We start from the raw sequence: 19677 nt of genomic DNA, 5'->3' as shown, positions 1-19677 counted from the left end.
AAATTTCCTTTGATTCATTTCTATCAATGTGTTTCTCTTTCATCGGCGTATCCTTTCTCTGCCTGCTTCAACAGGCAGCCTTTCGTTTTGATCGTATCGAAAGGGTATGCCACCTATTTTCTATTTCCACTCTTTTCGATAATAGCTCCGTAAATATCGATGAGATGCATCGTGACTTTGCTCGCGTTATGGATCGGGTAGCTAAGGGCGAAGAAGTTGTGATTACCAGCGCGGGGAGTCCGGTGGCGAAATTGGTTCCTTTCAATCGGCCTGCCGTGCCGCGGGTGCCGGGTTGTTGGAGGGGCAAAGTTCGTATCGCTGCTGATTTCGATGTTTTGCCACCAGAAGTGGCGGCAGCCTTGCGTGGCGATGCTCCGTGAACCTACTTCTGGACACCCACGTCCTCCTCTGGTGGCTGGCGGACGATGCTCTTCTTCAGCCTGCCGCTCGCGATGCCATCCGAGACCAAGCGAATGTTGTCTATGTGGGCGCTGCGACGGCCTGGGAAATCAGTATTAAGAAAGCGCTTGGAAAGCTCGATTCACCGGACGATCTCGCCAGCACTCTTGAACTCAATAATTTTCATCCTCTGGAAATCACCGTTGCCCACGCCATGACAGCGGGAGCCCTGCCGCGTCACCATGATGACCCTTTCGACAGAATGCTAATTGCCCAGGCTCAAGCTGGCCAGCTCACTTTGGTCACGCATGATGGATGGTTTCGTGCTTACGAAGTTGCGGTAATCTGGACCTAATGTGCAGTGGCCGGCATACTTAAGACTGGGACTTGGGGTCTCTTTTACTTCCCGACTTTAAAGAGTAAGGGTCAGACTTTCATTTCAATACTTTCTATTCAGATTGTGGAGATGTAAGAGTCTACCCCTCCTTGCCTCCCCATGTTTCCGCTTGACGACTCGCCAGCGCGGCGCTATTGCTCGCGAAAGATTTAACGTCGCTTGAATCTCTAAACTAAATTGCGGAGAGTTGTTGTATGGCTGATCAACCGACGGTTGCTCTCGAACAACATCGATGTACCGTGCGTGTTAACCGCGGCACCAACCCGCCCGTTGAGGAAAAGGCCGGTCCGTGGGCCATGAAAATTTCCTATCCAGAAACACATGACTGAAGCACGAAGCACGAAGCACAATAGCCGACATGACAGAGAATCCCTATCCATCGTTTGACGGCGTCGCGCCCTACGGTGCCATTCGTTCGATTGCCGACGAGCGGGCACACCGCAAGCGGATGTGTGCGCTCGGCTACCGCATCTTCGGTGCGATGCGGTGGGGGATGCTGGGCGACGGCCACATTTCAGCCCGCGACCCCGAGTTTACCGACCACTTCTGGCTGCTCGACTGGGGTGTTCCCTTCGCTGCGGCGACGGTTCACCAGTTAGTGATGGTGGGACCGGGCGGCGAAGTGAAGGATGCCGACGGCAACGCCACCGGTGCCGTCAACACGGCCGGCTACAACATTCATCATCCGCTGCTCGCGGCCCGTCCCGACGTGGTGAGCGCAGCTCACACCCACACTCCCTTCGGCACACCCTGGTCCGCCAACGTTGAGCCGTTCCGCGCCCTCAGTCAGGAGGCGTGTGCCTTCGTGTTCGACCAGGCCTTGTTCGACGATGAAGAGGTCGAGGTACTGTCGATCGATGGCGGCACGCGCATCGCCGCTGCACTCGGCAACAAGAAGTTCTGTATCCTGCGCAACCACGGCCTGCTCACGGTGGGCCGGTCGGTGGAGTCATCGGCGGGATGGTTCGCGATGGCCGAACGGGTGGCCGAGGTCCATGTCAAAGCGCCCAACGGGCGACCGATCTCTGACGAAGCCGCAGCTCTTGCAGCGTCGACACTCGCTCCCGATCCCGTCGGATGGCGGATGTTCCAGTGGCTGCAGCGCTCGCTAGTTCCCGATCCGTCGGTGGTCGACTGAACGGTTTACTTCGCCAGCAGCACCGGAACGGCTCAACAAACTTTCATAGGAATGCCCAAGGCCGGTTCGACAGGATTGGCCCCGGCGTTTCTAGTCGCGATTAGGTTTAAGATCAGGCGGCGCCACGGAAGTTGGGACGTTTTTCGATCACCATTGTGCCTGCTTCTTTGTTGTAGCGGCCGCGGGCGATGTTCTCTAGATTGGTGCCGGTGACGCGGATGAAGCGTGCGCCGGCAGGATAAGCGATGGAGTGGATGGCGCGGTCCTGGAAGATGCCGGCCTGGCCGCGCTCGATTCGGTAGCTCTTCGCTTTTTCGACGGTCGCCTTGCCGGGAATGGAGCCATCGTCGGTACGCTTCCATTCGGTCATGTCGGTGTGTTTGACCGCTTGACCATAGATCGCCCAGGAGTCGCCATGATCGTGCGGTCCACCGGTATAGTCCCGGTCCATGATATGCGCCAGGATCTGAAAGCCGAGTTCCCGGTCCTCATACAATAAATTGGTGCCGACGCTGGCGTCAGGCGCGCAGGTGGCGGCGACGAAATCGTCGTTCATCAGCAAGTCATGCAACTTGGTTCGCACCGTATCGCGTCCCGCCGGGCCGGGGTCGGCCTTGAGGATGCGACGGCAGTCGGCGGCAAAGTCATCAAGCGTGTAAGCCATATTGTTTTCTCTCGATCTTGCGGAAATTCTAACAACTTTTTTGTGACGCGAGCATTAACGCCGGACCGCGGAGTTGTCAATCGCCGTTCGGCTAGATGATAGGTTGGCCGGTGCAGCACAGCTGCTGTGTAAGCAACTCCGCTCGTGGCTGTCTGGTCTTCGAAATTCTCCGCCGACCTTGCTCTGACAAAGGATTGTAGGATAGAAACACGTTCGAGCAGTGAAAAAGCATACGAAGGAGACGCGATATGGCCGATTTGAATTCAGAACTTACCGCCAACCCATACAAAGCTGACCAGAGGCGAAACGAAGTTAAAGCTTATACCTACGACCGCTGGATGGAGTCGGTCGGGATTCCGATTCATCGTGGGTATTTTATCGAAGACTTGCGCACCGTGGAGCTTGGTTGGTGGGATGAGCGCCAGTGCGACGCGGCGTTCATTCAGCTCACCGGTCAAGAAGGTATTACTTCGGCGATCGTGATGGAGATTGCGCCGGGGAAATCGTTGCCGCCGATAAAGTTCGCCCTCGACGAGATCATCTACGTGCTGCAAGGCCACGGCGTGAGCACGGTTTGGCGCGCTGACGGCGGGCCGAAGAAAACTTTCGAATGGCAAGATCGTAGCTTGTTTCACGTCGCCTCGAACACCAATTTGCAGTTGGGAAACATGCGCGGCGACAAGCCGGTGCGATTATTGCGCTACAGCTATTTCCCCCTTGCCACCTCGCTGGTCACCGACCCGCAATTCTTTTTTAACAATCCGTATCAGACGGTCGCCGCTTCCGTCCAAGAAAGCGAAATGTATTCCCAAGCTAAGCTGGTTGAAAACGGCGATTCAGAACTTGCCTGGGGAAGCAGTCGCGTCTACTGGCACGGCAATTTTTTCCCCGACATGGCCGCCTGGGACAAGCTCACGACCAACCGTCGCGGCGGCATGAGCGTGATCATCATGTTTCCCAGCTCGGAAATGTCTTGCCATATGTCGGTGTTTCCGACGCGCACGTACAAGAAAGCGCATCGTCACGGTCCGGGCCGCGTCATCGTGATTCCAGCCGGCGAAGGTTACTCGGTGCTCTGGGAAGAAGGCAAAGAAAAAATCGTCGCGCCCTGGCACGAGGGCAGCATGTTCGTGCCGCCGGACAAATGGTTTCACCAGCACTTCAACGCCGGCGGCACGCCGGCGCGCTATCTCGCGCTGCACCCGCCGCGGCAGTTCCGCGGCCATGCGGAAAAGGTCCAGGATCGCGACAAAGACATGATCGAATACATCAAAGAAGATCCGTGGATCCGTGAGAAGTTCGAAGGCGAACTCGCCAAGCGCGGACTGACCACGCTGATGCCGGCGGATGCCTATAGTGCCGACAGTTATGACTGGCATCCAGGGAAAGTAAGTATTTGAAACGCGGGCAGCTTGAACGTTGGCCCCGCCATCTCGTTTCTGGCGGAGGTCACGATCGATCTGCCGTGAATCGGTTTGCTCGGCTGCAGAGATATAGGGAGATATTCCAATGACACGCATTGCCATTCTAAAGACCGACGACATGAACGACGAACAGCGCGCGGTGATCGAAGCGTCCAAGGCCAACGGTAAGCCGTACGGTGGGCCGTTCTGGGCGTATATTCGTAATCCCAAACTGATGCAGTGCGTCCAGAACACAGCTGACTGTATCGCCGATAGCACGCTGTCGCCACGCGAACAGCAGATCGCCACCTTGACCGTGGCGCGCTTCTGGAACGCCAATTACCCGTGGGCGGCGCAGAGCCGCAACGGTCTAAAAGTTGGACTCACGCAGCAAGAGATCGACGCCATCAACGCCCGCGCCGCGCTGCCGAGCAGTAGCAAGCGCGAACTGCTGGCGCATGAGATCGCCAACGAACTGCTCGCCGACAAGAGACTCAGCGCTGCAACCTATGCCGCCGCCGAAGCATGTTTTAGCACTGAAGAGCTGGTCGCTCTGGTTGCCCGGGTCGGCGCGTTCTCGATGACCTGTTGCACCGCCAACGCGTTCGATATCACGCCGGGCGATGACGCGCCGGACCGGCTGAAGGCATAATGAACGCGCTGGATCGCAATTGAATTTCCCTCACCCTAGCCCTCTCCCATCGGAATGGGCGAGGGGACTTTTGGGAATAGGCTCGCGAGATTCTGAGAATTATATTCGTCGATTTAGCTCTGCGCGGCGATGTAAAAGCTAAGTGGACGATAGAATAAGGAGACAACCAGATGACGCTGCCGCTAGAACGTTTTCGCATGCTCGATCTGACCCGGCTCGTGCCTGGTCCCATGGCGACGTGGATGCTTGCCGATCTCGGCATGGATGTTTTGAAAATCGAGGATGTCGCCGACCGCAGCGCCTACCGCGATCAACAGGCAGCCCGGGCATCGCGGGACAACATTTCTGTAAATCGGGAAGCGCAAGAGCGCGAGGCGCGGGCCAATGCCTGGGACCACACGCACCGCAACAAGCGCAGCATCGCGATCAATCTGCAGAAGCCGGAAGGGCAAAAGATTTTCCATCGCTTGGTGGCGGACGCGGATGTATTCTTCGGTTCGTTTCGTCTCGGTGTTTACAAGCGCTTGGGCGCGGATTACGAGACGCTGAGCAAGATCAACCCGCGCTTGATCTACGCGACGCTGAGCGGTTACGGCGTCGGCAATAGTTTTACCGAATGGCCGGGCAACGAGCGCAACGCGCAGGGAATGTCGGGAGTGAGCGCGTTAATGACCGGGCAGGACGGCGAGCCTGGAGATATGCTTTGGCAGCCCGTGGATGCCTATTCAGCTGCGTTAGCGGTGATCTCGATTCAATCGGCGCTCTTCGCGCGGGAACAAACCGGACGTGGACAGCAAGTTGATATCGCACTTTTGGAAGGAGGCACGGCGTTCGTCAATGCCAATGTGCCCGACTATTTCCGCAAGAAGATCGTGCGCAAGCGCGGTTTTCCAAGCATCGGCAACTTGAAATGCAAGGACGGCAAATACATCAGCAACGCGGCATTCGCGCAGGCGCATTTCTGGAAGCCGTTCTGCGACGCCGTCGGCTTGCCTGAAATGCGCGACACGGTGCCGTCGGGAAACCCGGACACGATCCGCAAAGTGAAAGCGCACATGCTGAGCAAAACGCGCGACGAGTGGCTGGCGCTGATTCCCAAGGATATTTCCGTGGTGCCGCTGCTCGAATTCGACGAAGTGCTCGAAGGTCCGTACGCGCGGGAGCGCGGCATGGTTTTGGAACTAGACCATCCGCTCGAAGGAAAGGTCCGGCAACTGTCGTCGCCGTTCCGCTTGTCCGACACGCCGCCGACCTTTCGCCGCTTCGCGCCGGTGTTAGGCGAGCATACTGTCGAAGTTCTTCAGAGCATTGGCTGTAACGACGGCGAGATCGGTGAACTCGAAAAGGCTGGCGTGGTGCGCGCGAGCCGTTGGGACGTTGGTAATTCACAACGCTAAGGCTGATCGGAATTAGAAGTAATGATTCAACTCCATCGCTGACACTTGCCTTGAGTTTAACTTCGCTACGCGATACGGAAGCGCTCGTACAGACAGCCGCGGCGCTGCCCAGGCGATCGGAGCTTTATGAAACAGGAATTCGATGTCCCTTTCGGGATTGGTTGAAATCCCTCGCCCCCTTCGTCGGTACTCAGGACATGCTTTAGGCGAAGAAAAGTTTGGTCATGCCGGCCCTTCGACTAAGCTCAGGATAAACTCCGGCCGGCATCCATCTTCACTTTTGGTGCAGTGCCGAAAAAAAACTGGATTCCGGCCTTCGCCGGTATGACGGATTAGAAGTGAAGCTCCAACAGCCTGAAACACTGTAGTAGATTCCAAATCAATGCTTGGTTCGAATGCGCGAAAGTTTGTCGGTGCCGCTTCGCTATGCGTTGCGGGTTTTGCGCTGTGGGGTTTCTGGCTCGAACCTGCCAGTCTGCGCAACGAGAATCACGGAATTCATCTGCCCCATTGGCCAGCCGCGTGCGATGGCCTGCGCATCGCGGTGCTGGCCGATCTTCATGTCGGCTCGCCGTTCAATGGCTTGGATAAATTGGCGCGGATCGTCGATCTTACACTCAAGGCGAAGCCGGATTTGATTTTGCTCGCTGGCGACTATGTGATTCATAATGTCATCGGCGGGTCGAAAGTTTCATCGGAAGAAATCGCCAAGGGCTTGAGCCGGCTCGCCGCGCCGCTCGGGGTGTTCGCGGTGTTGGGCAATCATGACTGGTGGGAAGATGCGCCGCGGATTCGGCGCGACCTCGAGTCGGTGGGTATTCCCGTCCTTGAAGATTCGCTGGCTGCGCTTAAACGGGATCGCTGTGCGTTTCGGCTCGTCGGTTTGAGCGACTACTGGGAAGGTGCGCGGCAGTATCGCGCGGCGTTAGAAACAAATTTGGCGGGCCTACCGACACTCGCGCTGACCCATAATCCCGATGCTTTTGCTGAAATTACTTCGCCGGTCGATTTGATGATTGCCGCGCACACTCACGGCGGCCAAGTTTATCTGCCACTGCTGGGCCGGCCGATTGTGCCGTCGAAGTACGACCAGCGCTACGCCATCGGTCACGTCGTCGAAAACGGCCGGCATCTGTTCGTCAGTTCGGGTTTGGGCACGAGTATTATTCCGCTGCGCTTTCTGGTGCCGCCGGAAGTTTCGCTGTTGACGATTCGCGCCGCGCCGAGCAACAATTAATTTCCAGCATCATCCTTCGCGCAGCATTTCCCATTTCTTACTGAGCATGCGGAACGTCATTCCGGCTATAGTGAAGAGGCCGATCAAACCCCAGAGCAGCGGCTCATAGGTCTGCCAGCGGTCGAAGATCGCGCCGGCGATGACCGGACCGGCGACGCCGCCCCACATGTAGAAAAAACTCATGTAGCCACGAATCTTGGCGAAGTGCTTGCGGCCGAAAAAATCGCCGACCACCGCCCAGCCGACGGCGTAGGTGGCTTCGACGCAGGTGAACAGCGCGGTGAACAGCCAAAGTATCCACATGGAGCTGCCGAACAAGGGCAATAACATGCCGGCGGCGGCGATGAAAAGAATCGTCGATACCAGGCGCGGTTTGTTGACGCGGTCGGCGAACCAGCCGAAGCCGAGGGTGAAGATCAAGCCGAGAAGGGCGAAGGAGCTTAGCAAGAAGGCGGCTTGAGTCTGGCTCGCGCCTTTCCACACCATCATCGGCACGAAGTGGGTGGAGATGCCGTGGTAGGCCATGTTGCGCACGGCGTTGCCGAACACCAGCGTCCAGAAAGTGAAGGAGCGAAACGCCTCGTGCAGCGTGACATCGACATCGCCGCGCAATTTTATGCTCTTGCTGTTTGGGTTGCTCTGATCGCGAGAATTTTCACCGTCGCCGTCGGGCAGCAGTCCCATGCTTTCCGGCGAGCGCCGGATCGCCGCGCACAACGGGATGCCGATCAAGAAAAACATCACGCCGGAAAAGGCCGCGCCCCAGCGCCAGCCCCATGACAAGACGATGGCGCTCAACAGGGGCGCGATCAGCACGCCGCCCAAGCTGAACGCCGCGCTATTGAGCGTAATGGCGCGGGCACGCTGGCGGATGAACCAGCTGTTGACCAAAACGATCGGAGCGTGCATGAAGCCGCCGGCGTGGGCTAATGAAATCATGCCGAGGTAGATGACGAGAAACATCGCGTAGCCGTCGACCTGCGACAGTAGCAAGTAACCCGTGCCCATCAGTAATACCGCGGCGAGCATTACCGGTTTGGGGCCGTGGCGGTCGATGATATGGCCGAGCAGCGGTCCTTCGATGGCGCCTTCGGCGCGCGCTAGAGAAAATGCCAACGAGGTGGCGGTGCGGCTCAAGTGGAGATCTTGGCTGAGCGGCAAAAAGAAAATCGTAAAGCCGAAGCTGTGCAAGCCGCTGCCGAGCGCGCGCAGCCCGGCCGAGAGTGCCACCATGCGCCAGCCGTAGAAGAGTCCGGAGAGTTTGTTGAGCATGTTGAAAAGGGTGTCGTGTGTTCTTTGCAGCAGTACAACAGGCGATGAAATTGAACAAGCGGCGGGCGTCAATCGCGTCAGTAGCGTCGATTGAGTCGGAATCTGATTCAATCCGTCATAGCGGTGTCGTCGGTATCCCCGACGACGGGGAAGGGCAAGGCACGCCTTGCCCCTACGGGGCAATAACTTGGATGTGTTTGGTGGGAGATGTTGTAGCTTGCGCTATTCAATAGCAGCTGCGATGGTTCGCGTCGCTACAGGTCTATCGGTATACTCGGAGCGGTTCGGAAACGATTGGACATCATGACAACACCCCTCGATATTCTCATCACCGGCGGCACCGGCTACATCGGCCAGCATCTGATTCCGCTGCTGATCGGGCGCGGCCATCGCGTGCGCGTGCTCACGCGAGCGGTTTCGGCTTCTCGCGTGCCGGCGGGAGTGGCGGCGGTGATTGGCGACGCGCTCGATCTCGATTCCATCGCCAGTGCGTTGCGTCCTCGCGATAGCGTGATTCATCTGGTCGGCACGCCTCATCCGAGTCCGAGCAAGGCGGATCAGTTCGATCGCGTCGATCTGATGTCGATCCGATGCACGGTGGGCGCGGCCAAGCGCGTCGGCATCGCTCATCTGGTTTACGTCAGCGTGGCGCAGCCGGCGCCGATCATGGCGCACTATCTTTGGGTGCGTTCCTTGGGCGAGACGATGATTCGCGAAGCGGAGTTGACCGCCAGCATCCTGCGTCCGTGGTACGTGGTCGGTCCCGGCCGTTGGTGGCCAAAATTAATTCAGCCGCTGTACAAACTTGCCGAGGCCATCCCGTTCACCCGCGCCAGCGCTGAACGCTTGGGCTTGGTCACCATCGAACAGTTCGTCGCGGCGATGGTCAGCGCCGTGGAAAATCCGCCGCCAGCGCGCCAACGGCGCATCGTCGACGTGCCGGCGATTCGGCGGGCGCAGTTATAGGTGCACGATGACAGTTACGGTAAAAAACCTGTTTGCCAATTTTTCCGCCGGTACCAACGGCGAAGATTTTTTGACACTGTTCGAGAACGCCAACGTCAAGATTTCGCGCATCGTCTCGCTTGCTCACAGCAGCCCGCCTGGTTTCTGGTACGATCAGGCCGAGGACGAATGGGTGATCATCTTGCGCGGCAGCGCGACTTTGGAGTTCGCCGATGGCGAGCTCGTAGAGTTGAAGGTCGGCGACTGGTTAACCCTTGCGCGCCATGTCAAACATCGCGTCGCGCAGACCAGCGCGGAAACTATTTGGTTGTCGGTGCAAGCGGTGTGAAGATAAGATTCTGAATTGGGGAAGTTAACCGCAAAAAACGCAAAATAGAATTATCATCAAACCGCCCTCGGCCGCACCCAAGATTTGCCGAGCAGGCTGTAAAAAATTCCGGACAGACAAAACATCACTACTAGGCCCCAAAACATCGGCTCGTAGGTGTGCCAGCGGTCCCAGATAGCGCCGGTGATGACCGGGCCGGCGACGCTGCCCCAGACGTAGAACATGCTCATGTAGCCGCGAATCTTGGCGAAGTGTTTGCGGCCGAAGATATCGCCGACCATCGCCCAGGCGACTGGGTAGGTCGCTTCTACGGTGGTAAATAGCAAAGTGAAAAGTAACAGCGACGCCATGGAAGTGCCGAAGATCGGCAGCAGGATCGATCCGCCGGCGAGAAATAAGATCGCCGAGATCATCCGCGGCTTGTTCATCGAGTCGGCGAGCCAACCCAGCATGACCGTCGAAGTGAATCCGAGAAACGCGAAGGCGCTCAATAGAAACGTTGCCTGCTGCGGGCTCATGCCTTTCCAGATCATCATCGGGATGAAGTGAGTCGAAATCGCGTGATAGGACGCGTTGCGCACGCCGGCGCCGAAGACCAAGGCCCAGAAGGCGAAGGAGCGCATCGCTTGGCGCGGCGTGATCTCGACTTCGCTCTTCGCCTGCGCGTCGCCGGTGCGCACTTCGAAGGCTTGTTGGCTTTCGCCGTCGGGCAGTAAGCCCATGCCCTCAGGAGAGCGGCGAATGGTTAGACAGAGCGGGATGCCGATGGTGAGAAACGTAATTCCCGCGAACGCCGCGCCCCAGCGCCAGCCCCAACTGTGCACGATCATGCTCAGCACCGGCGCGATCAATACACCGCCGAGGCCGTAGGCGGCGCTGTTGACGGTCATGGCGCGGGCGCGCCAGCGGATGAACCAAGTATTGATCAAGGTCATCGGCGCGTGCATGAAACCGCCCGCGTGAGTGAACGAGATCAGCACGGTGTAGACCAGAACGAAACTCCAATAGCTCTGGACTTGTGAGAGCAGTAGATAGCCGATGCCCATCAGCGAAACCGCAACGAGCATCACCGGCCGCGGCCCATAACGGTCGAGCAGATGGCCGATGATCGGCCCTTCGATGGCGCCTTCGGCGCGGGCCAATGAGAACGCGAAGGATGTCGCGGTGCGGCTTAAATGCAATTCTTGACTGAGCGGCAGAAAAAAAACCGTGAAGCCGTAACTATGCAGTCCGGCGCCGAGCAGACGCACGGCGGCGGAAGCGCCGACCATGTGCCAGCCGTAATAGAGGCCGGAGAGTTTTTTGAACATGAAGTTGCGTGGCTGCGAAATGCGGAGAGTTAAGGATCGGTCAAGTCATCGTGCAAAGTGCAGAATGAAGAATGGATAATTTCGGAAAGTCATTGCTGCGTTGTTGTTCAATAATTCATTCTACCTTGTTTGGCTTCAATCATTCCGCTTCGCTATTGTCGGCGGCCTTGAGCCGGCGTTGACGCACGGCGTCGGCGAAGGTGTCGATCAAGGCCCGGCTATCTTCCCAGCCGACGCAGGCGTCGGTGATGCTTTGGCCGTAGACCAACGCTTTTCCGGGGATGAGATCTTGGCGGCCGGCTTTCAAATGGCTTTCGATCATGACGCCGAAGATGCGTGCATCGCCGGCGGCGATTTGTGCGGCGACGTTTTGGCCGACGCCGACTTGTTTGGCCGGCTCCTTGCCGCTGTTGCCGTGGCTGCAGTCGATCATGATGCGCGCGGCGATGCCGGATTCGGCGAGGCTTTTCGCCGCCGCGTCGACATTGGCCGCGTCATAGTTGGGCACTTTGCCGCCGCGCAAAATCATGTGGCAGTCTTCGTTGCCTAAGGTCGACACGATGGCCGAGTGGCCGTCTTTGGTGACCGATAAAAAATGATGCGGCGCCTGGGCGGCGCGGATGGCGTCCATGGCGATGCGCACGTTGCCATCGGTGCCGTTTTTAAATCCCACCGGACAGGAGAGGCCGGAGGCGAGTTCGCGATGCACTTGGCTTTCCGTGGTGCGCGCGCCGATGGCGCCCCAGGAAACTAAGTCGGCAATATACTGCGGCGTGATCATGTCGAGAAATTCGCAACCCGCGGGCATGCCGCTGTCGTTGAGTTCGAGAAGTAATTGCCGGCCGACGCGCAGCCCTTCGTTGATCTGGAAGCTGCCGTCGAGGTTGGGATCGTTGATCAACCCTTTCCAGCCCACCGTGGTGCGCGGCTTCTCGAAGTAGACGCGCATCATGATCAGCAAATCGGCGGCGGCGCGTTCTTTGGCTTCCTTCAACCGCGCGGCATATTCTTTCGCCGCTTTGACCTCGTGGATCGAGCACGGCCCCATGATCACCAGCAACCGATCGTCGGCGCCGTGGAGAATGCGATGAATCGCCTGGCGCGTTTCAAAAACCGTCCGGGCGGCTTTTTCACCGTTGGGGAAATCGCCCAACAGTTTTGCCGGCGGTTGGAGTTCTTTGATCTCCTTAATTCTTAGGTCGTCGGTTTGGTATTGCATAAATCTTCAACTCAAATTTAGATGGCGTCATTATAGATTAAATTCGGCGGAAATCTATCGGAGTTCAATGGCGGTCGTTGCGAGCTTATCCGGAGCGCTTCGCAGCTCGCAATTCGAGGTCTAAGTCTGGATGCCGGCCTACGCTGGCATGACGAGCAAAACAAATTACTTCGGAATCGTTTCGCGGGCGACCACCGCGAGCAGAATCGCCGACAGGATCAGCAGCGGCGCGTAGGCGAGGAACGGGACGCCGGGATTGAATTTATCGGCGAGCAGGCCGCCGAACAACGGCGCGCTGATGCCGCCGATCTCGGCGATGGTTCGGCGCGCCGCTTGGAGCCGACCGCGGGCGCTCGGCGGAACGACATCGTAAGTTGACGTTGCCAGCGAGCCCAGCGACAGGCCGTTGGCTACGCCCAAGAAGGAAAGCAAAATTGCCAAATGCCAAAAAGAATTGGCAAATGGAATCAGCAAAAAGGCGATGGCGGGAATGCCGGTGCTCGGCACGGTGGCCCACTTGCGGCCGACTTTGTCGATGACGAAACCGGCGGGCAGGATCATTACGAACACCGACAGTCCCGAGATGGTGAACAGCATGCCGATCTCTTTGGGCGTCATGCCAAGCATGGTGCTGGCGAATATCGGCACGATGCTTTGCGTGGTCACGCGGTGCGCGAAGCTGGTGAAGGTCGCGAGCACGAGGACGATGTATGTCGCACGCAGCTGAGGATCGATTTGATAGTATAAATCTTCGATGGCGCCGAGGCGTTGCTTGACGGCGGCAAGATTCCATCCATTGACGCTGTCGGTTTTTTGCCGCGATGCGTCGGCGTGATAACGGCTTTCCACTGTCCAGCCGAGCAGCACCGATGCCGCCGCGCAAGCGGCGTAGGCGATAAAGACGGCGCGGAAGCCGAAGCGTTCGGTGAGCAGTCCGCCGAGTAGCGGGCCGAAGGCGAGTCCGAGATAGTTGACGCCGTGAAAGCCGCTGAGCAAGCGGCCACGCTGGTCGGCGCGTACTAAGTCGACGCCGGCGATTTCCCGCGCGATCACCCAGATGCTGTCGGCGACGCCGATGAAGAAAACGGGAATTAAAATTAATGAGAACCACGGCATCAGCGCGGCGACGAGGGCGGCAGTGCAAGCGATAGTTGGCCCGGCGATGAGCGCCGTGCGCGCGCCGAACTTGTCGAGCAGAAAGCCGCTGATCGGCATGCCGGCGAAGCGGCCGACGGAGAGCGCGGTGATCAGCTGTGCGGCGGTGCCGGGAGAAATTTGAAAATGCGCCGCCAACACGGGGATGGTCGGCACCATCATCGCCCACATGCCGGCCAGCATCGTGCTGCTGTAGAGCGTGATCAAGCCGCGCGCGGTGGGGTTGAGAGAAAGGGCAGGTGCCATAGTGAAAAGTCGCGTAGTCTTGTCAGGATAGGTTCTAACATGAAGGCATGGTTCGACAAGGCTCACCACAGGCTACGGACACGAAGGTTTCGGAACATTTTATTCCGAACTTCGTGGTCTTCGTGCCTTCGTGGTGAGATTGAATCTGTGCATCGAGCGCCGAGGTGACACTAGAAATCTGCATTCCCCGGCGTGCGCGGGAACGGGATCACGTCGCGGATATTTTTTAGCCCCGTGAGATACATCATCATGCGTTCGAGGCCCAAGCCAAAGCCGGCGTGGGGGACGGAACCGTAGCGGCGCAGGTCGAGGTACCACCAGTAGGGTTTTTCGTCCAAGCCGCTGGCGCGCAGCCGCTCGGTTAAGACATCGTGGCGCTCTTCACGCTGGCTGCCGCCGATGATCTCGCCGACCCGCGGCACCAGCACGTCCATGGCGCGAACGGTTTTACCGTCGTCGTTGACGCGCATGTAAAAGGCTTTGATGTCTTTCGGATAGTCGGTGACGATCACCGGCTTTTTGAAAATCTCTTCGGAGAGAAATCTTTCATGCTCGGTCTGCAGGTCGCAGCCCCACTCGACGGGAAACTCCCAAGTTCTCCCGGACTTCTGCAATTCGTTCACCGCCTCGGTGTAGGTGATATGGCCGAACTTCGACTGGGCGACATGCTCGAGGGTTTCCAACACCGACTTCTCGATGAACTGATTGAAGAATTCTAAATCCTCGCGGCAATGTTCGAGCACGTAGCGGATGATGTATTGCAAAAACTCCTCGGCCAACTGCATGTCGTCTTCGAGCTGATAGAAGGCCATCTCCGGTTCGATCATCCAGAATTCCGCCAAGTGGCGCGGTGTGTTGCTGTTCTCGGCGCGGAAGGTCGGGCCGAAGGTGTAAACTTTCGAGAACGCTAACGCGAAGATTTCGCCTTCGAGTTGGCCGCTGACGGTGAGAAACGCCGGCTTGCCGAAAAAATCTTGCTGCCAGTCGATTTTGCCGTCGGCAGTGCGCGGCGGCTGCTGCAAATTTAGCGTCGTGACGCCGAACATTTGCCCGGCGCCTTCGCAGTCCGAAGTGGTGATGATCGGCGTCTGGACGTAGAGAAAGTCGCGTTCCTGAAAAAAACTGTGGATCGCGTGGGTCAGCGCGTTGCGCACGCGGAAGGCGGCGCCGAAAGTGTTGCTGCGCACGCGCAGGTGGGAAATCTCGCGCAGGAATTCCAGCGTGTGGCCTTTTTTTTGCAACGGATAAGTGGCCGCATCGGCGCTGCCGTAGATTTCAATCGCCGCAACTTTCAATTCAACCGCCTGCCCTTTGGCCGGAGACTCGACGAGCACGCCGGTCGCCGCCAAGCTGCTGCCGGTGGTGATTTGCTTGAGCGTGTCGTCGGCAACGATTCCGGCATCGACGACCAGCTGCATGCTTTTGAAGCGCGAGCCGTCGTTCAATTCGACGAACGTCACACTCTTCGAGTCGCGCCGGGAGCGCGCCCAACCGCGCAAAGTGATTTCACTGCCCACCGGTAAGTTGAACGCGTGTTTGACCGAAACGAATTGTGCCGCCATAAGCGCCAAGTATCGGATAAATTCGTCTAGTGTCAACCATTGGATTGGCCTGGGGGCTTCCAGCGGAGGGTAGGGTGATGCGTCAAATCGATGCGTAGACATCGTCCGCGCCATGTTGGTAATGTCCAGCGACCTCTTTAGCGTAAACTCGCGACGATATGACAGTTTAATCATACGTCGCAATGAGCCTTGTTCGCCCTCGAAGAATCCGTTTCTCGTTCTGTCGTAATAATGCTTAGCTAGACTTCCATATTCGTGCTAAATAACTTTTGTAAGCGGAGGTCCACAATGAAGAAATCTGGCTGGTCGTTATTTTTGGTTGCCGGGTTATTTCTTGCAATTGCTGTTGTCGCGAACGCGCAGCAGGCCAAGAAAACTTTTCGGATCGGTTTGTTGACGGGTGTGTCTTTGGCGCCACCGTCTTCCCCTGCATCTATCGAGCAAGGCTTGCATAAATTGGGCTATGTGGAAGGTTAGAACGTCACTTTTGAGCGTCGTTCTGTAAGTGGACAGATGGAGCGCCTTCCCGAACTAGCCGCCGAACTCGCCCGCCTCCCCTTAGACGTGATTATAGCGTTGACGTTCCCGGCTGCTTTCGCCGCCAAGCAGGCGACCTCGACTATTCCCATCGTCATTTCGGGAGCCGGCGATCCGGTGGCCACCGGACTGGTCGCTAGCTTCGCCTGGCCCAGTGGAAACATTACCGGAGTGAGCGCTTTCGAAACCGAGCTAAGTGGTAAACGTATCGATTTGTTGAAGGAAGCCTTTCCCAAGATGGCCAGCGTGGCGGTGCTCTGGAATTCCGCGGATCGTGGCATGACCCTTAAATTCGGCGAGCTAGAACGCGCGGCGCAGGGATTGCGGATAACCGTGCATGCGTTGGCGGTCCGTGAACCCAAGGACTTGGACAGCGCCTTCTCCGAGATGACCCGCAAGCGGCCGGATGCGCTGTTTGTCATCACCGACGCATTGACTGTTCTCAATCGGACGCACCTATTGGAATTGGCGACAAAGAGTCGGTTGCCGGCAATGTACGAGAATTCATCTTATACGGATGCTGGTGGTCTCATGGCCTACGGTCCGAACCAGTTGGAGACCCTCCAGATAGTCCTGCGCCACGTCGACAAGATTCTTAAAGGCACCAAGCCGAGCGAGGTTCCTATCGAGCAGCCGATGAGGTTCGAGTTCGCCGTCAATCTCCAGACTGCGAATCAGATTGGAGTCACGATCCCACCGAATGTGCTGGTGCGGGCGGACAAAGTGTACAGATGAGATGACCCCAGGATTGAATTGTCCCGAAGTTCAATTCGACGGCGAAAAAACTCGTCGCAGGTCGATCGTCTTAGTGATCACGACGGAACGGATTAAGTTGATCGGCAAAAAAATCGGGCAGTCATTCATATAGAATGCTACCCGACCGTTACGGATCGCTTGTCGCGATTGGCTGCCGTCGATGATTTGAGCGCTTGACGGGCGGCCAAGCGCGGCGCTTTTTTCCACAGCCGGTAGCCGAGCAAAAGCGCGAGCACGAAGCCATATTGCAGCGGCCGGCGAATATCGGATTTCACCAACCAGTAAAAATGCACGACGCCGGCGATGGCGGCGAGATAAACCAAGCGGTGCAGTTGCTGCCAGCGCTTGCCGAGGCGCCGGATCATCGCCGCGCTGGACGTGATCGCCAACGGGATCATGATCACCAACGCCGTGAAGCCGGCGGTGACATAGGGACGTTTCAAGATATCTTTGATGATGCGCGGCCAATCGAAATAGTGATCGAGAACCAAGTAGGTCGAGAAATGCGCCGAGGCATAAAAAAACGCAAACAGACCGAGCATGCGGCGATATTTCACCAGCTCGTTCCAGCCGGTCAGCTGGCGCAGCGGCGTCACCGCCAAGCTCGTCAATAAAATAATTAGCGCCCAGGAACCGGTGAAGCGGGTGATGAAGTCGATGGGGTTGGCGCCGAGATCGTCAGTGTAAAAGCGGTAGGCGAGTTGAGCCGCCGGCACGAGACAGAGTGCGAAAGCCGCGGGTTTGAGGAAATAAAGTTTCATTGCAGAATGAATATTGCAGAATGCATAATGCAAAATGGTTCGATCCGAAATTATCCATTTTGCATTCTGCAATCTGCCTTATGCCTTAATAGAATTTCTTCAGATCCATTCCTTTGTACATGCTCGCGACTTGGTCGGCGTAGCCATTGAACGGTAGAGTTTTTCGGCGCGAGAACTCGCCGATGCGCCGCTCGGTGGCTTGGCTCCAACGCGGATGATCGACTTCGGGATTTACATTCGAATAGAAACCGTATTCTTGCGGCTGCATGACGTTCCATGTGTTCGTGGGCTGTTTTTCGACGAAGCGCACTTTGACGATCGACTTGATGCTTTTGAAGCCGTACTTCCAGGGCACGACCAAGCGCAGCGGCGCGCCGTTTTGCGCCGGCAACACTTCGCCGTATAGGCCGACCGACAGGATCGTCAGCGGATGCATCGCCTCGTCCATGCGCAAGCCTTCGACATAGGGCCATTCGAGTGCGTTGCCGAACAAGCTCGGCTTCTGTCCGGGCATACGTTTGGGATCGACCAGGGTGACGAACTGAATATATTTGGCGTTGTTGGTCGGCTCGACTTGATTGATCAACGCGCTGAGCGGAAAGCCGACCCACGGGATCACCATCGACCAAGCTTCGACGCAACGCAGGCGATAGACACGCTCTTCGAGGGGCGCCAGCTTCATGATGTCTTCGATGGCGATGGTCTTGGCTTTCTTCACTTCGCCTTCCACCTCCACGGTCCAGCCTTTGGTGGTGAGATACTTGGCGTTCTCCGCGGGCTGTTCTTTTTCCGTGCCGAGCTCGTAGAAATTATTATACGATGTGATGTCTTTGAGTGAGTTTATCTTTTCGTTGACCGTGTAGCTACTCTTCTTAACGTTGGGCAGCTTTTCAAGCGCTTGGGCTGGTGAAGGTGAGATTAACTCGCCACCCGCCAATGCCAAGCTGGCGCCGGCCGCCGAGGCGATGAACTGGCGTCGGTTCAAAAATAGTTCCTTTGCGGTAATTTCGCTGGCCTTGATGTCGGCGGCTTTCTTGATCAGCATGTTTCGCGCTCCTTGCTATGTTCTACGTAGGGTCGCTAAGAAAAGTTTGCCTGTCAACGTTTTTCCGCGAGCAATTGTTTCAGCACTGCTTCGGTTTTGTCGTAGGCGCCTTCGCCGATATGACTGTAGCGGATAACTCCTTTGCGGTCGACAGCGACGATGGTCGGCCAGGCGCGCACGCCGAAGCGGTTCCAAATGTCGTAGCCGTTGTCTTGTACCACCGGAAACTTGATGCCCAGCCGGCTGGTGGCGTCTTTGACGTTCTCTAAAGACTTCTCCCAGGGAAATTCAGGCGAATGGACTCCGACGATGGTCAATCCAGCTTGCTCATACTTGTCATGCCAACCCCGCAACTGCGGGATAATATTTCGGCAGTTGATTCAGCCATAGGTCCAAAAGTCGACTAGAACGACGCGCCCTTTGAGATCGGCGATGGTCAACGGCTTGCTGTTGAGCCAATTCTCGCCGGCAATCTCCGGCGCGCTGGCGCCATTGCTGACAGCGACACCCGCTTGGGGCCAGACTGCCCAGGTCGATAATGCTAGAGCCAATCCGAGCGCAAACGCGGCGAAACGAACCATGATAAAACTCCTTTCAAATCGTCAGCCGACGTGAAGACATTGATTAGATGCAGCGAAGAACGCATTGGTTGCAACTCAATTCAGCTGAGCCGCAGCAAAACGATCCAAATGCAAAACGAACTGACGGGAAGGAAAGTTCCCGAGAAATGGAGTGAAAAGCCGAAGGCGCGAGAAGGCGACCTCGGCCTAGTGGAAAATGCTTAATGAACCCGTTGGGACGGCGAGGCCAGCATATCGAACTGCTTGTTCAAGTCGAGGGATGGCGCGGTCTTTTTGAGCATCTCGACCAGCGCGACCTGGGCGACCAAGTAGGCGTCCTGCTCGTTATCGGAGTATTCGAAGGCGACTTCGCTGGCGGCGGCGATCAGATCGCCGAGGGTGGTTTCAAACCGGTCGGGCTTTTCCATTACGGTTGGACGTCCTTTCTTGGCTGTCTGTACCGTTAGACGCTGGAGCTGAGAAAATGATGTATCGAATTATGCGCTAGCAAGCAAGATTTAATTTTCTGTTGTAGCAAAGTGATTATGTCAGGGGTTAACGGCAACGTAATTATGTCAGGGTGGAAGGATGACAACCCTGACAATGAAAGACGAGAAACGACTAGACGTAATTCAACGAGTATATCGCAGCGAGATCACCGTGGTTGAGGCCG

At 57.1% G+C, this 19677-nt stretch carries 21 protein-coding genes; 11 read left to right on the top strand and 10 right to left on the bottom strand.

Going from position 1 to position 19677, the window contains the following annotated elements; translation table 11 throughout:
* Nucleotides 1-26 precede the first annotated feature (26 nt).
* From EXR70_19950 to EXR70_19940, 3 genes are all read left to right on the top strand, one after another.
* Nucleotides 27-380 (top strand): type II toxin-antitoxin system Phd/YefM family antitoxin, encoded by a 354-nt coding sequence (locus EXR70_19950; protein ID MSP40767.1) that lies wholly within the window; start codon nucleotides 27-29, stop codon nucleotides 378-380.
* Entirely contained in the window at nucleotides 377-754 is a 378-nt protein-coding gene (locus EXR70_19945) for a type II toxin-antitoxin system VapC family toxin (GenBank protein MSP40766.1), read from the top strand. Before EXR70_19950 ends, EXR70_19945 begins: the two co-directional genes overlap by 4 nt.
* A gap of 400 nt (nucleotides 755-1154) precedes the next feature.
* A complete protein-coding gene (locus tag EXR70_19940; GenBank protein MSP40765.1) occupies nucleotides 1155-1934 on the top strand; it encodes a ribulose phosphate epimerase in 780 nt (259 codons plus the stop codon).
* A 112-nt stretch (nucleotides 1935-2046) separates the two neighbouring features.
* Here the strand turns inward: EXR70_19940 and EXR70_19935 are convergent, their stop codons facing one another.
* Nucleotides 2047-2598 carry a hypothetical protein gene (locus tag EXR70_19935; GenBank protein ID MSP40764.1) on the bottom strand — a complete coding sequence of 184 codons (552 nt, stop codon included), beginning with the start codon at nucleotides 2596-2598 and terminating at the stop codon, nucleotides 2047-2049.
* A gap of 257 nt (nucleotides 2599-2855) precedes the next feature.
* Here EXR70_19935 and EXR70_19930 point away from each other — a divergent pair, with 257 nt between their 5' ends.
* From EXR70_19930 to EXR70_19915, 4 genes are all read left to right on the top strand, one after another.
* The gene (locus EXR70_19930) at nucleotides 2856-3998 is read left to right on the top strand and encodes a cupin domain-containing protein (protein MSP40763.1); all 1143 of its coding nucleotides are present in this window, start codon (nucleotides 2856-2858) and stop codon (nucleotides 3996-3998) included.
* Between the two features lie 109 nt (nucleotides 3999-4107).
* Nucleotides 4108-4653: a carboxymuconolactone decarboxylase family protein gene (locus tag EXR70_19925; GenBank protein ID MSP40762.1), complete on the top strand. Its 546-nt coding sequence runs from the start codon at nucleotides 4108-4110 to the stop codon at nucleotides 4651-4653.
* 170 nt (nucleotides 4654-4823) lie between these two features.
* Nucleotides 4824-6050 carry a CoA transferase gene (locus tag EXR70_19920; protein MSP40761.1) on the top strand — a complete coding sequence of 409 codons (1227 nt, stop codon included), beginning with the start codon at nucleotides 4824-4826 and terminating at the stop codon, nucleotides 6048-6050.
* A 382-nt stretch (nucleotides 6051-6432) separates the two neighbouring features.
* Nucleotides 6433-7287: a metallophosphoesterase gene (locus EXR70_19915; GenBank protein MSP40760.1), complete on the top strand. Its 855-nt coding sequence runs from the start codon at nucleotides 6433-6435 to the stop codon at nucleotides 7285-7287.
* A 9-nt stretch (nucleotides 7288-7296) separates the two neighbouring features.
* On the opposite strand, the gene EXR70_19910 is transcribed toward EXR70_19915, so the two are convergent.
* Nucleotides 7297-8559: an MFS transporter gene (locus EXR70_19910; GenBank protein MSP40759.1), complete on the bottom strand. Its 1263-nt coding sequence runs from the start codon at nucleotides 8557-8559 to the stop codon at nucleotides 7297-7299.
* Between the two features lie 303 nt (nucleotides 8560-8862).
* Here EXR70_19910 and EXR70_19905 point away from each other — a divergent pair, with 303 nt between their 5' ends.
* Together EXR70_19905 and EXR70_19900 are read left to right on the top strand one after the other, a co-directional pair.
* Nucleotides 8863-9525: an NAD(P)-dependent oxidoreductase gene (locus EXR70_19905; protein MSP40758.1), complete on the top strand. Its 663-nt coding sequence runs from the start codon at nucleotides 8863-8865 to the stop codon at nucleotides 9523-9525.
* 7 nt (nucleotides 9526-9532) lie between these two features.
* The gene (locus tag EXR70_19900; protein MSP40757.1) at nucleotides 9533-9853 is read left to right on the top strand and encodes a cupin domain-containing protein; all 321 of its coding nucleotides are present in this window, start codon (nucleotides 9533-9535) and stop codon (nucleotides 9851-9853) included.
* 56 nt (nucleotides 9854-9909) lie between these two features.
* Here the strand turns inward: EXR70_19900 and EXR70_19895 are convergent, their stop codons facing one another.
* The 4 genes from EXR70_19895 to EXR70_19880 all read right to left on the bottom strand — a co-directional run bounded on the left by EXR70_19895 (nucleotide 9910) and on the right by EXR70_19880 (nucleotide 15345).
* A complete protein-coding gene (locus EXR70_19895) occupies nucleotides 9910-11163 on the bottom strand; it encodes an MFS transporter (protein ID MSP40756.1) in 1254 nt (417 codons plus the stop codon).
* A 139-nt stretch (nucleotides 11164-11302) separates the two neighbouring features.
* Nucleotides 11303-12382: a 3-deoxy-7-phosphoheptulonate synthase gene (gene aroG / locus EXR70_19890; GenBank protein ID MSP40755.1), complete on the bottom strand. Its 1080-nt coding sequence runs from the start codon at nucleotides 12380-12382 to the stop codon at nucleotides 11303-11305.
* 165 nt (nucleotides 12383-12547) lie between these two features.
* Nucleotides 12548-13783 carry an MFS transporter gene (locus EXR70_19885; protein ID MSP40754.1) on the bottom strand — a complete coding sequence of 412 codons (1236 nt, stop codon included), beginning with the start codon at nucleotides 13781-13783 and terminating at the stop codon, nucleotides 12548-12550.
* A gap of 170 nt (nucleotides 13784-13953) precedes the next feature.
* Complete coding sequence (locus EXR70_19880; GenBank protein ID MSP40753.1) at nucleotides 13954-15345, bottom strand: asparagine--tRNA ligase; 1392 nt, start codon at nucleotides 15343-15345, stop codon at nucleotides 13954-13956.
* Nucleotides 15346-15633: 288 nt separating this feature from the next.
* On the opposite strand from EXR70_19880, the gene EXR70_19875 reads away from it, so the two are divergent.
* The gene (locus EXR70_19875; protein MSP40752.1) at nucleotides 15634-15822 is read left to right on the top strand and encodes a hypothetical protein; all 189 of its coding nucleotides are present in this window, start codon (nucleotides 15634-15636) and stop codon (nucleotides 15820-15822) included.
* Between the two features lie 36 nt (nucleotides 15823-15858).
* Nucleotides 15859-16617: an ABC transporter substrate-binding protein gene (locus tag EXR70_19870; GenBank protein ID MSP40751.1), complete on the top strand. Its 759-nt coding sequence runs from the start codon at nucleotides 15859-15861 to the stop codon at nucleotides 16615-16617.
* A gap of 137 nt (nucleotides 16618-16754) precedes the next feature.
* Here EXR70_19870 and EXR70_19865 read toward each other — a convergent pair whose 3' ends face one another.
* From EXR70_19865 to EXR70_19850, 4 genes are all read right to left on the bottom strand, one after another.
* Nucleotides 16755-17399 (bottom strand): sulfoxide reductase heme-binding subunit YedZ, encoded by a 645-nt coding sequence (locus EXR70_19865; GenBank protein ID MSP40750.1) that lies wholly within the window; start codon nucleotides 17397-17399, stop codon nucleotides 16755-16757.
* 85 nt (nucleotides 17400-17484) lie between these two features.
* Nucleotides 17485-18444 (bottom strand): protein-methionine-sulfoxide reductase catalytic subunit MsrP, encoded by a 960-nt coding sequence (gene msrP, locus EXR70_19860; GenBank protein ID MSP40749.1) that lies wholly within the window; start codon nucleotides 18442-18444, stop codon nucleotides 17485-17487.
* Nucleotides 18445-18497: 53 nt separating this feature from the next.
* A complete protein-coding gene (locus tag EXR70_19855) occupies nucleotides 18498-19025 on the bottom strand; it encodes a redoxin domain-containing protein (GenBank protein ID MSP40748.1) in 528 nt (175 codons plus the stop codon).
* 200 nt (nucleotides 19026-19225) lie between these two features.
* The gene (locus tag EXR70_19850; GenBank protein ID MSP40747.1) at nucleotides 19226-19432 is read right to left on the bottom strand and encodes a hypothetical protein; all 207 of its coding nucleotides are present in this window, start codon (nucleotides 19430-19432) and stop codon (nucleotides 19226-19228) included.
* Nucleotides 19433-19677: the final 245 nt, after the last annotated feature.

This window comes from Deltaproteobacteria bacterium (genome assembly GCA_009692615.1).
Lineage (GTDB): Bacteria > Desulfobacterota > Binatia > UBA9968 > UBA9968 > DP-20.
The sequence above is the reverse complement of the archived record's forward strand: the minus strand, read 5'-3'. Positions and strand labels throughout refer to the sequence as shown.

Bases quoted from the DNA above. Each gene is read 5' to 3' on its own strand.
- EXR70_19950 (MSP40767.1), top strand. From the start codon at position 27: ATGTGTTTCTCTTTCATCGGCGTATCCTTTCTCTGCCTGCTTCAACAG.
- EXR70_19940 (MSP40765.1), top strand. From the start codon at position 1,155: ATGACAGAGAATCCCTATCCATCGTTTGACGGCGTCGCGCCCTACGGT.
- EXR70_19935 (MSP40764.1), bottom strand. From the start codon at position 2,598: ATGGCTTACACGCTTGATGACTTTGCCGCCGACTGCCGTCGCATCCTC.
- EXR70_19925 (MSP40762.1), top strand. From the start codon at position 4,108: ATGACACGCATTGCCATTCTAAAGACCGACGACATGAACGACGAACAG.
- EXR70_19920 (MSP40761.1), top strand. From the start codon at position 4,824: ATGACGCTGCCGCTAGAACGTTTTCGCATGCTCGATCTGACCCGGCTC.
- EXR70_19915 (MSP40760.1), top strand. From the start codon at position 6,433: ATGCTTGGTTCGAATGCGCGAAAGTTTGTCGGTGCCGCTTCGCTATGC.
- EXR70_19910 (MSP40759.1), bottom strand. From the start codon at position 8,559: ATGCTCAACAAACTCTCCGGACTCTTCTACGGCTGGCGCATGGTGGCA.
- EXR70_19905 (MSP40758.1), top strand. From the start codon at position 8,863: ATGACAACACCCCTCGATATTCTCATCACCGGCGGCACCGGCTACATC.
- EXR70_19900 (MSP40757.1), top strand. From the start codon at position 9,533: ATGACAGTTACGGTAAAAAACCTGTTTGCCAATTTTTCCGCCGGTACC.
- EXR70_19895 (MSP40756.1), bottom strand. From the start codon at position 11,163: ATGTTCAAAAAACTCTCCGGCCTCTATTACGGCTGGCACATGGTCGGC.
- aroG (MSP40755.1), bottom strand. From the start codon at position 12,382: ATGCAATACCAAACCGACGACCTAAGAATTAAGGAGATCAAAGAACTC.
- EXR70_19885 (MSP40754.1), bottom strand. From the start codon at position 13,783: ATGGCACCTGCCCTTTCTCTCAACCCCACCGCGCGCGGCTTGATCACG.
- EXR70_19880 (MSP40753.1), bottom strand. From the start codon at position 15,345: ATGGCGGCACAATTCGTTTCGGTCAAACACGCGTTCAACTTACCGGTG.
- EXR70_19875 (MSP40752.1), top strand. From the start codon at position 15,634: ATGAAGAAATCTGGCTGGTCGTTATTTTTGGTTGCCGGGTTATTTCTT.
- EXR70_19870 (MSP40751.1), top strand. From the start codon at position 15,859: ATGGAGCGCCTTCCCGAACTAGCCGCCGAACTCGCCCGCCTCCCCTTA.
- EXR70_19865 (MSP40750.1), bottom strand. From the start codon at position 17,399: ATGAAACTTTATTTCCTCAAACCCGCGGCTTTCGCACTCTGTCTCGTG.
- msrP (MSP40749.1), bottom strand. From the start codon at position 18,444: ATGCTGATCAAGAAAGCCGCCGACATCAAGGCCAGCGAAATTACCGCA.
- EXR70_19850 (MSP40747.1), bottom strand. From the start codon at position 19,432: ATGGAAAAGCCCGACCGGTTTGAAACCACCCTCGGCGATCTGATCGCC.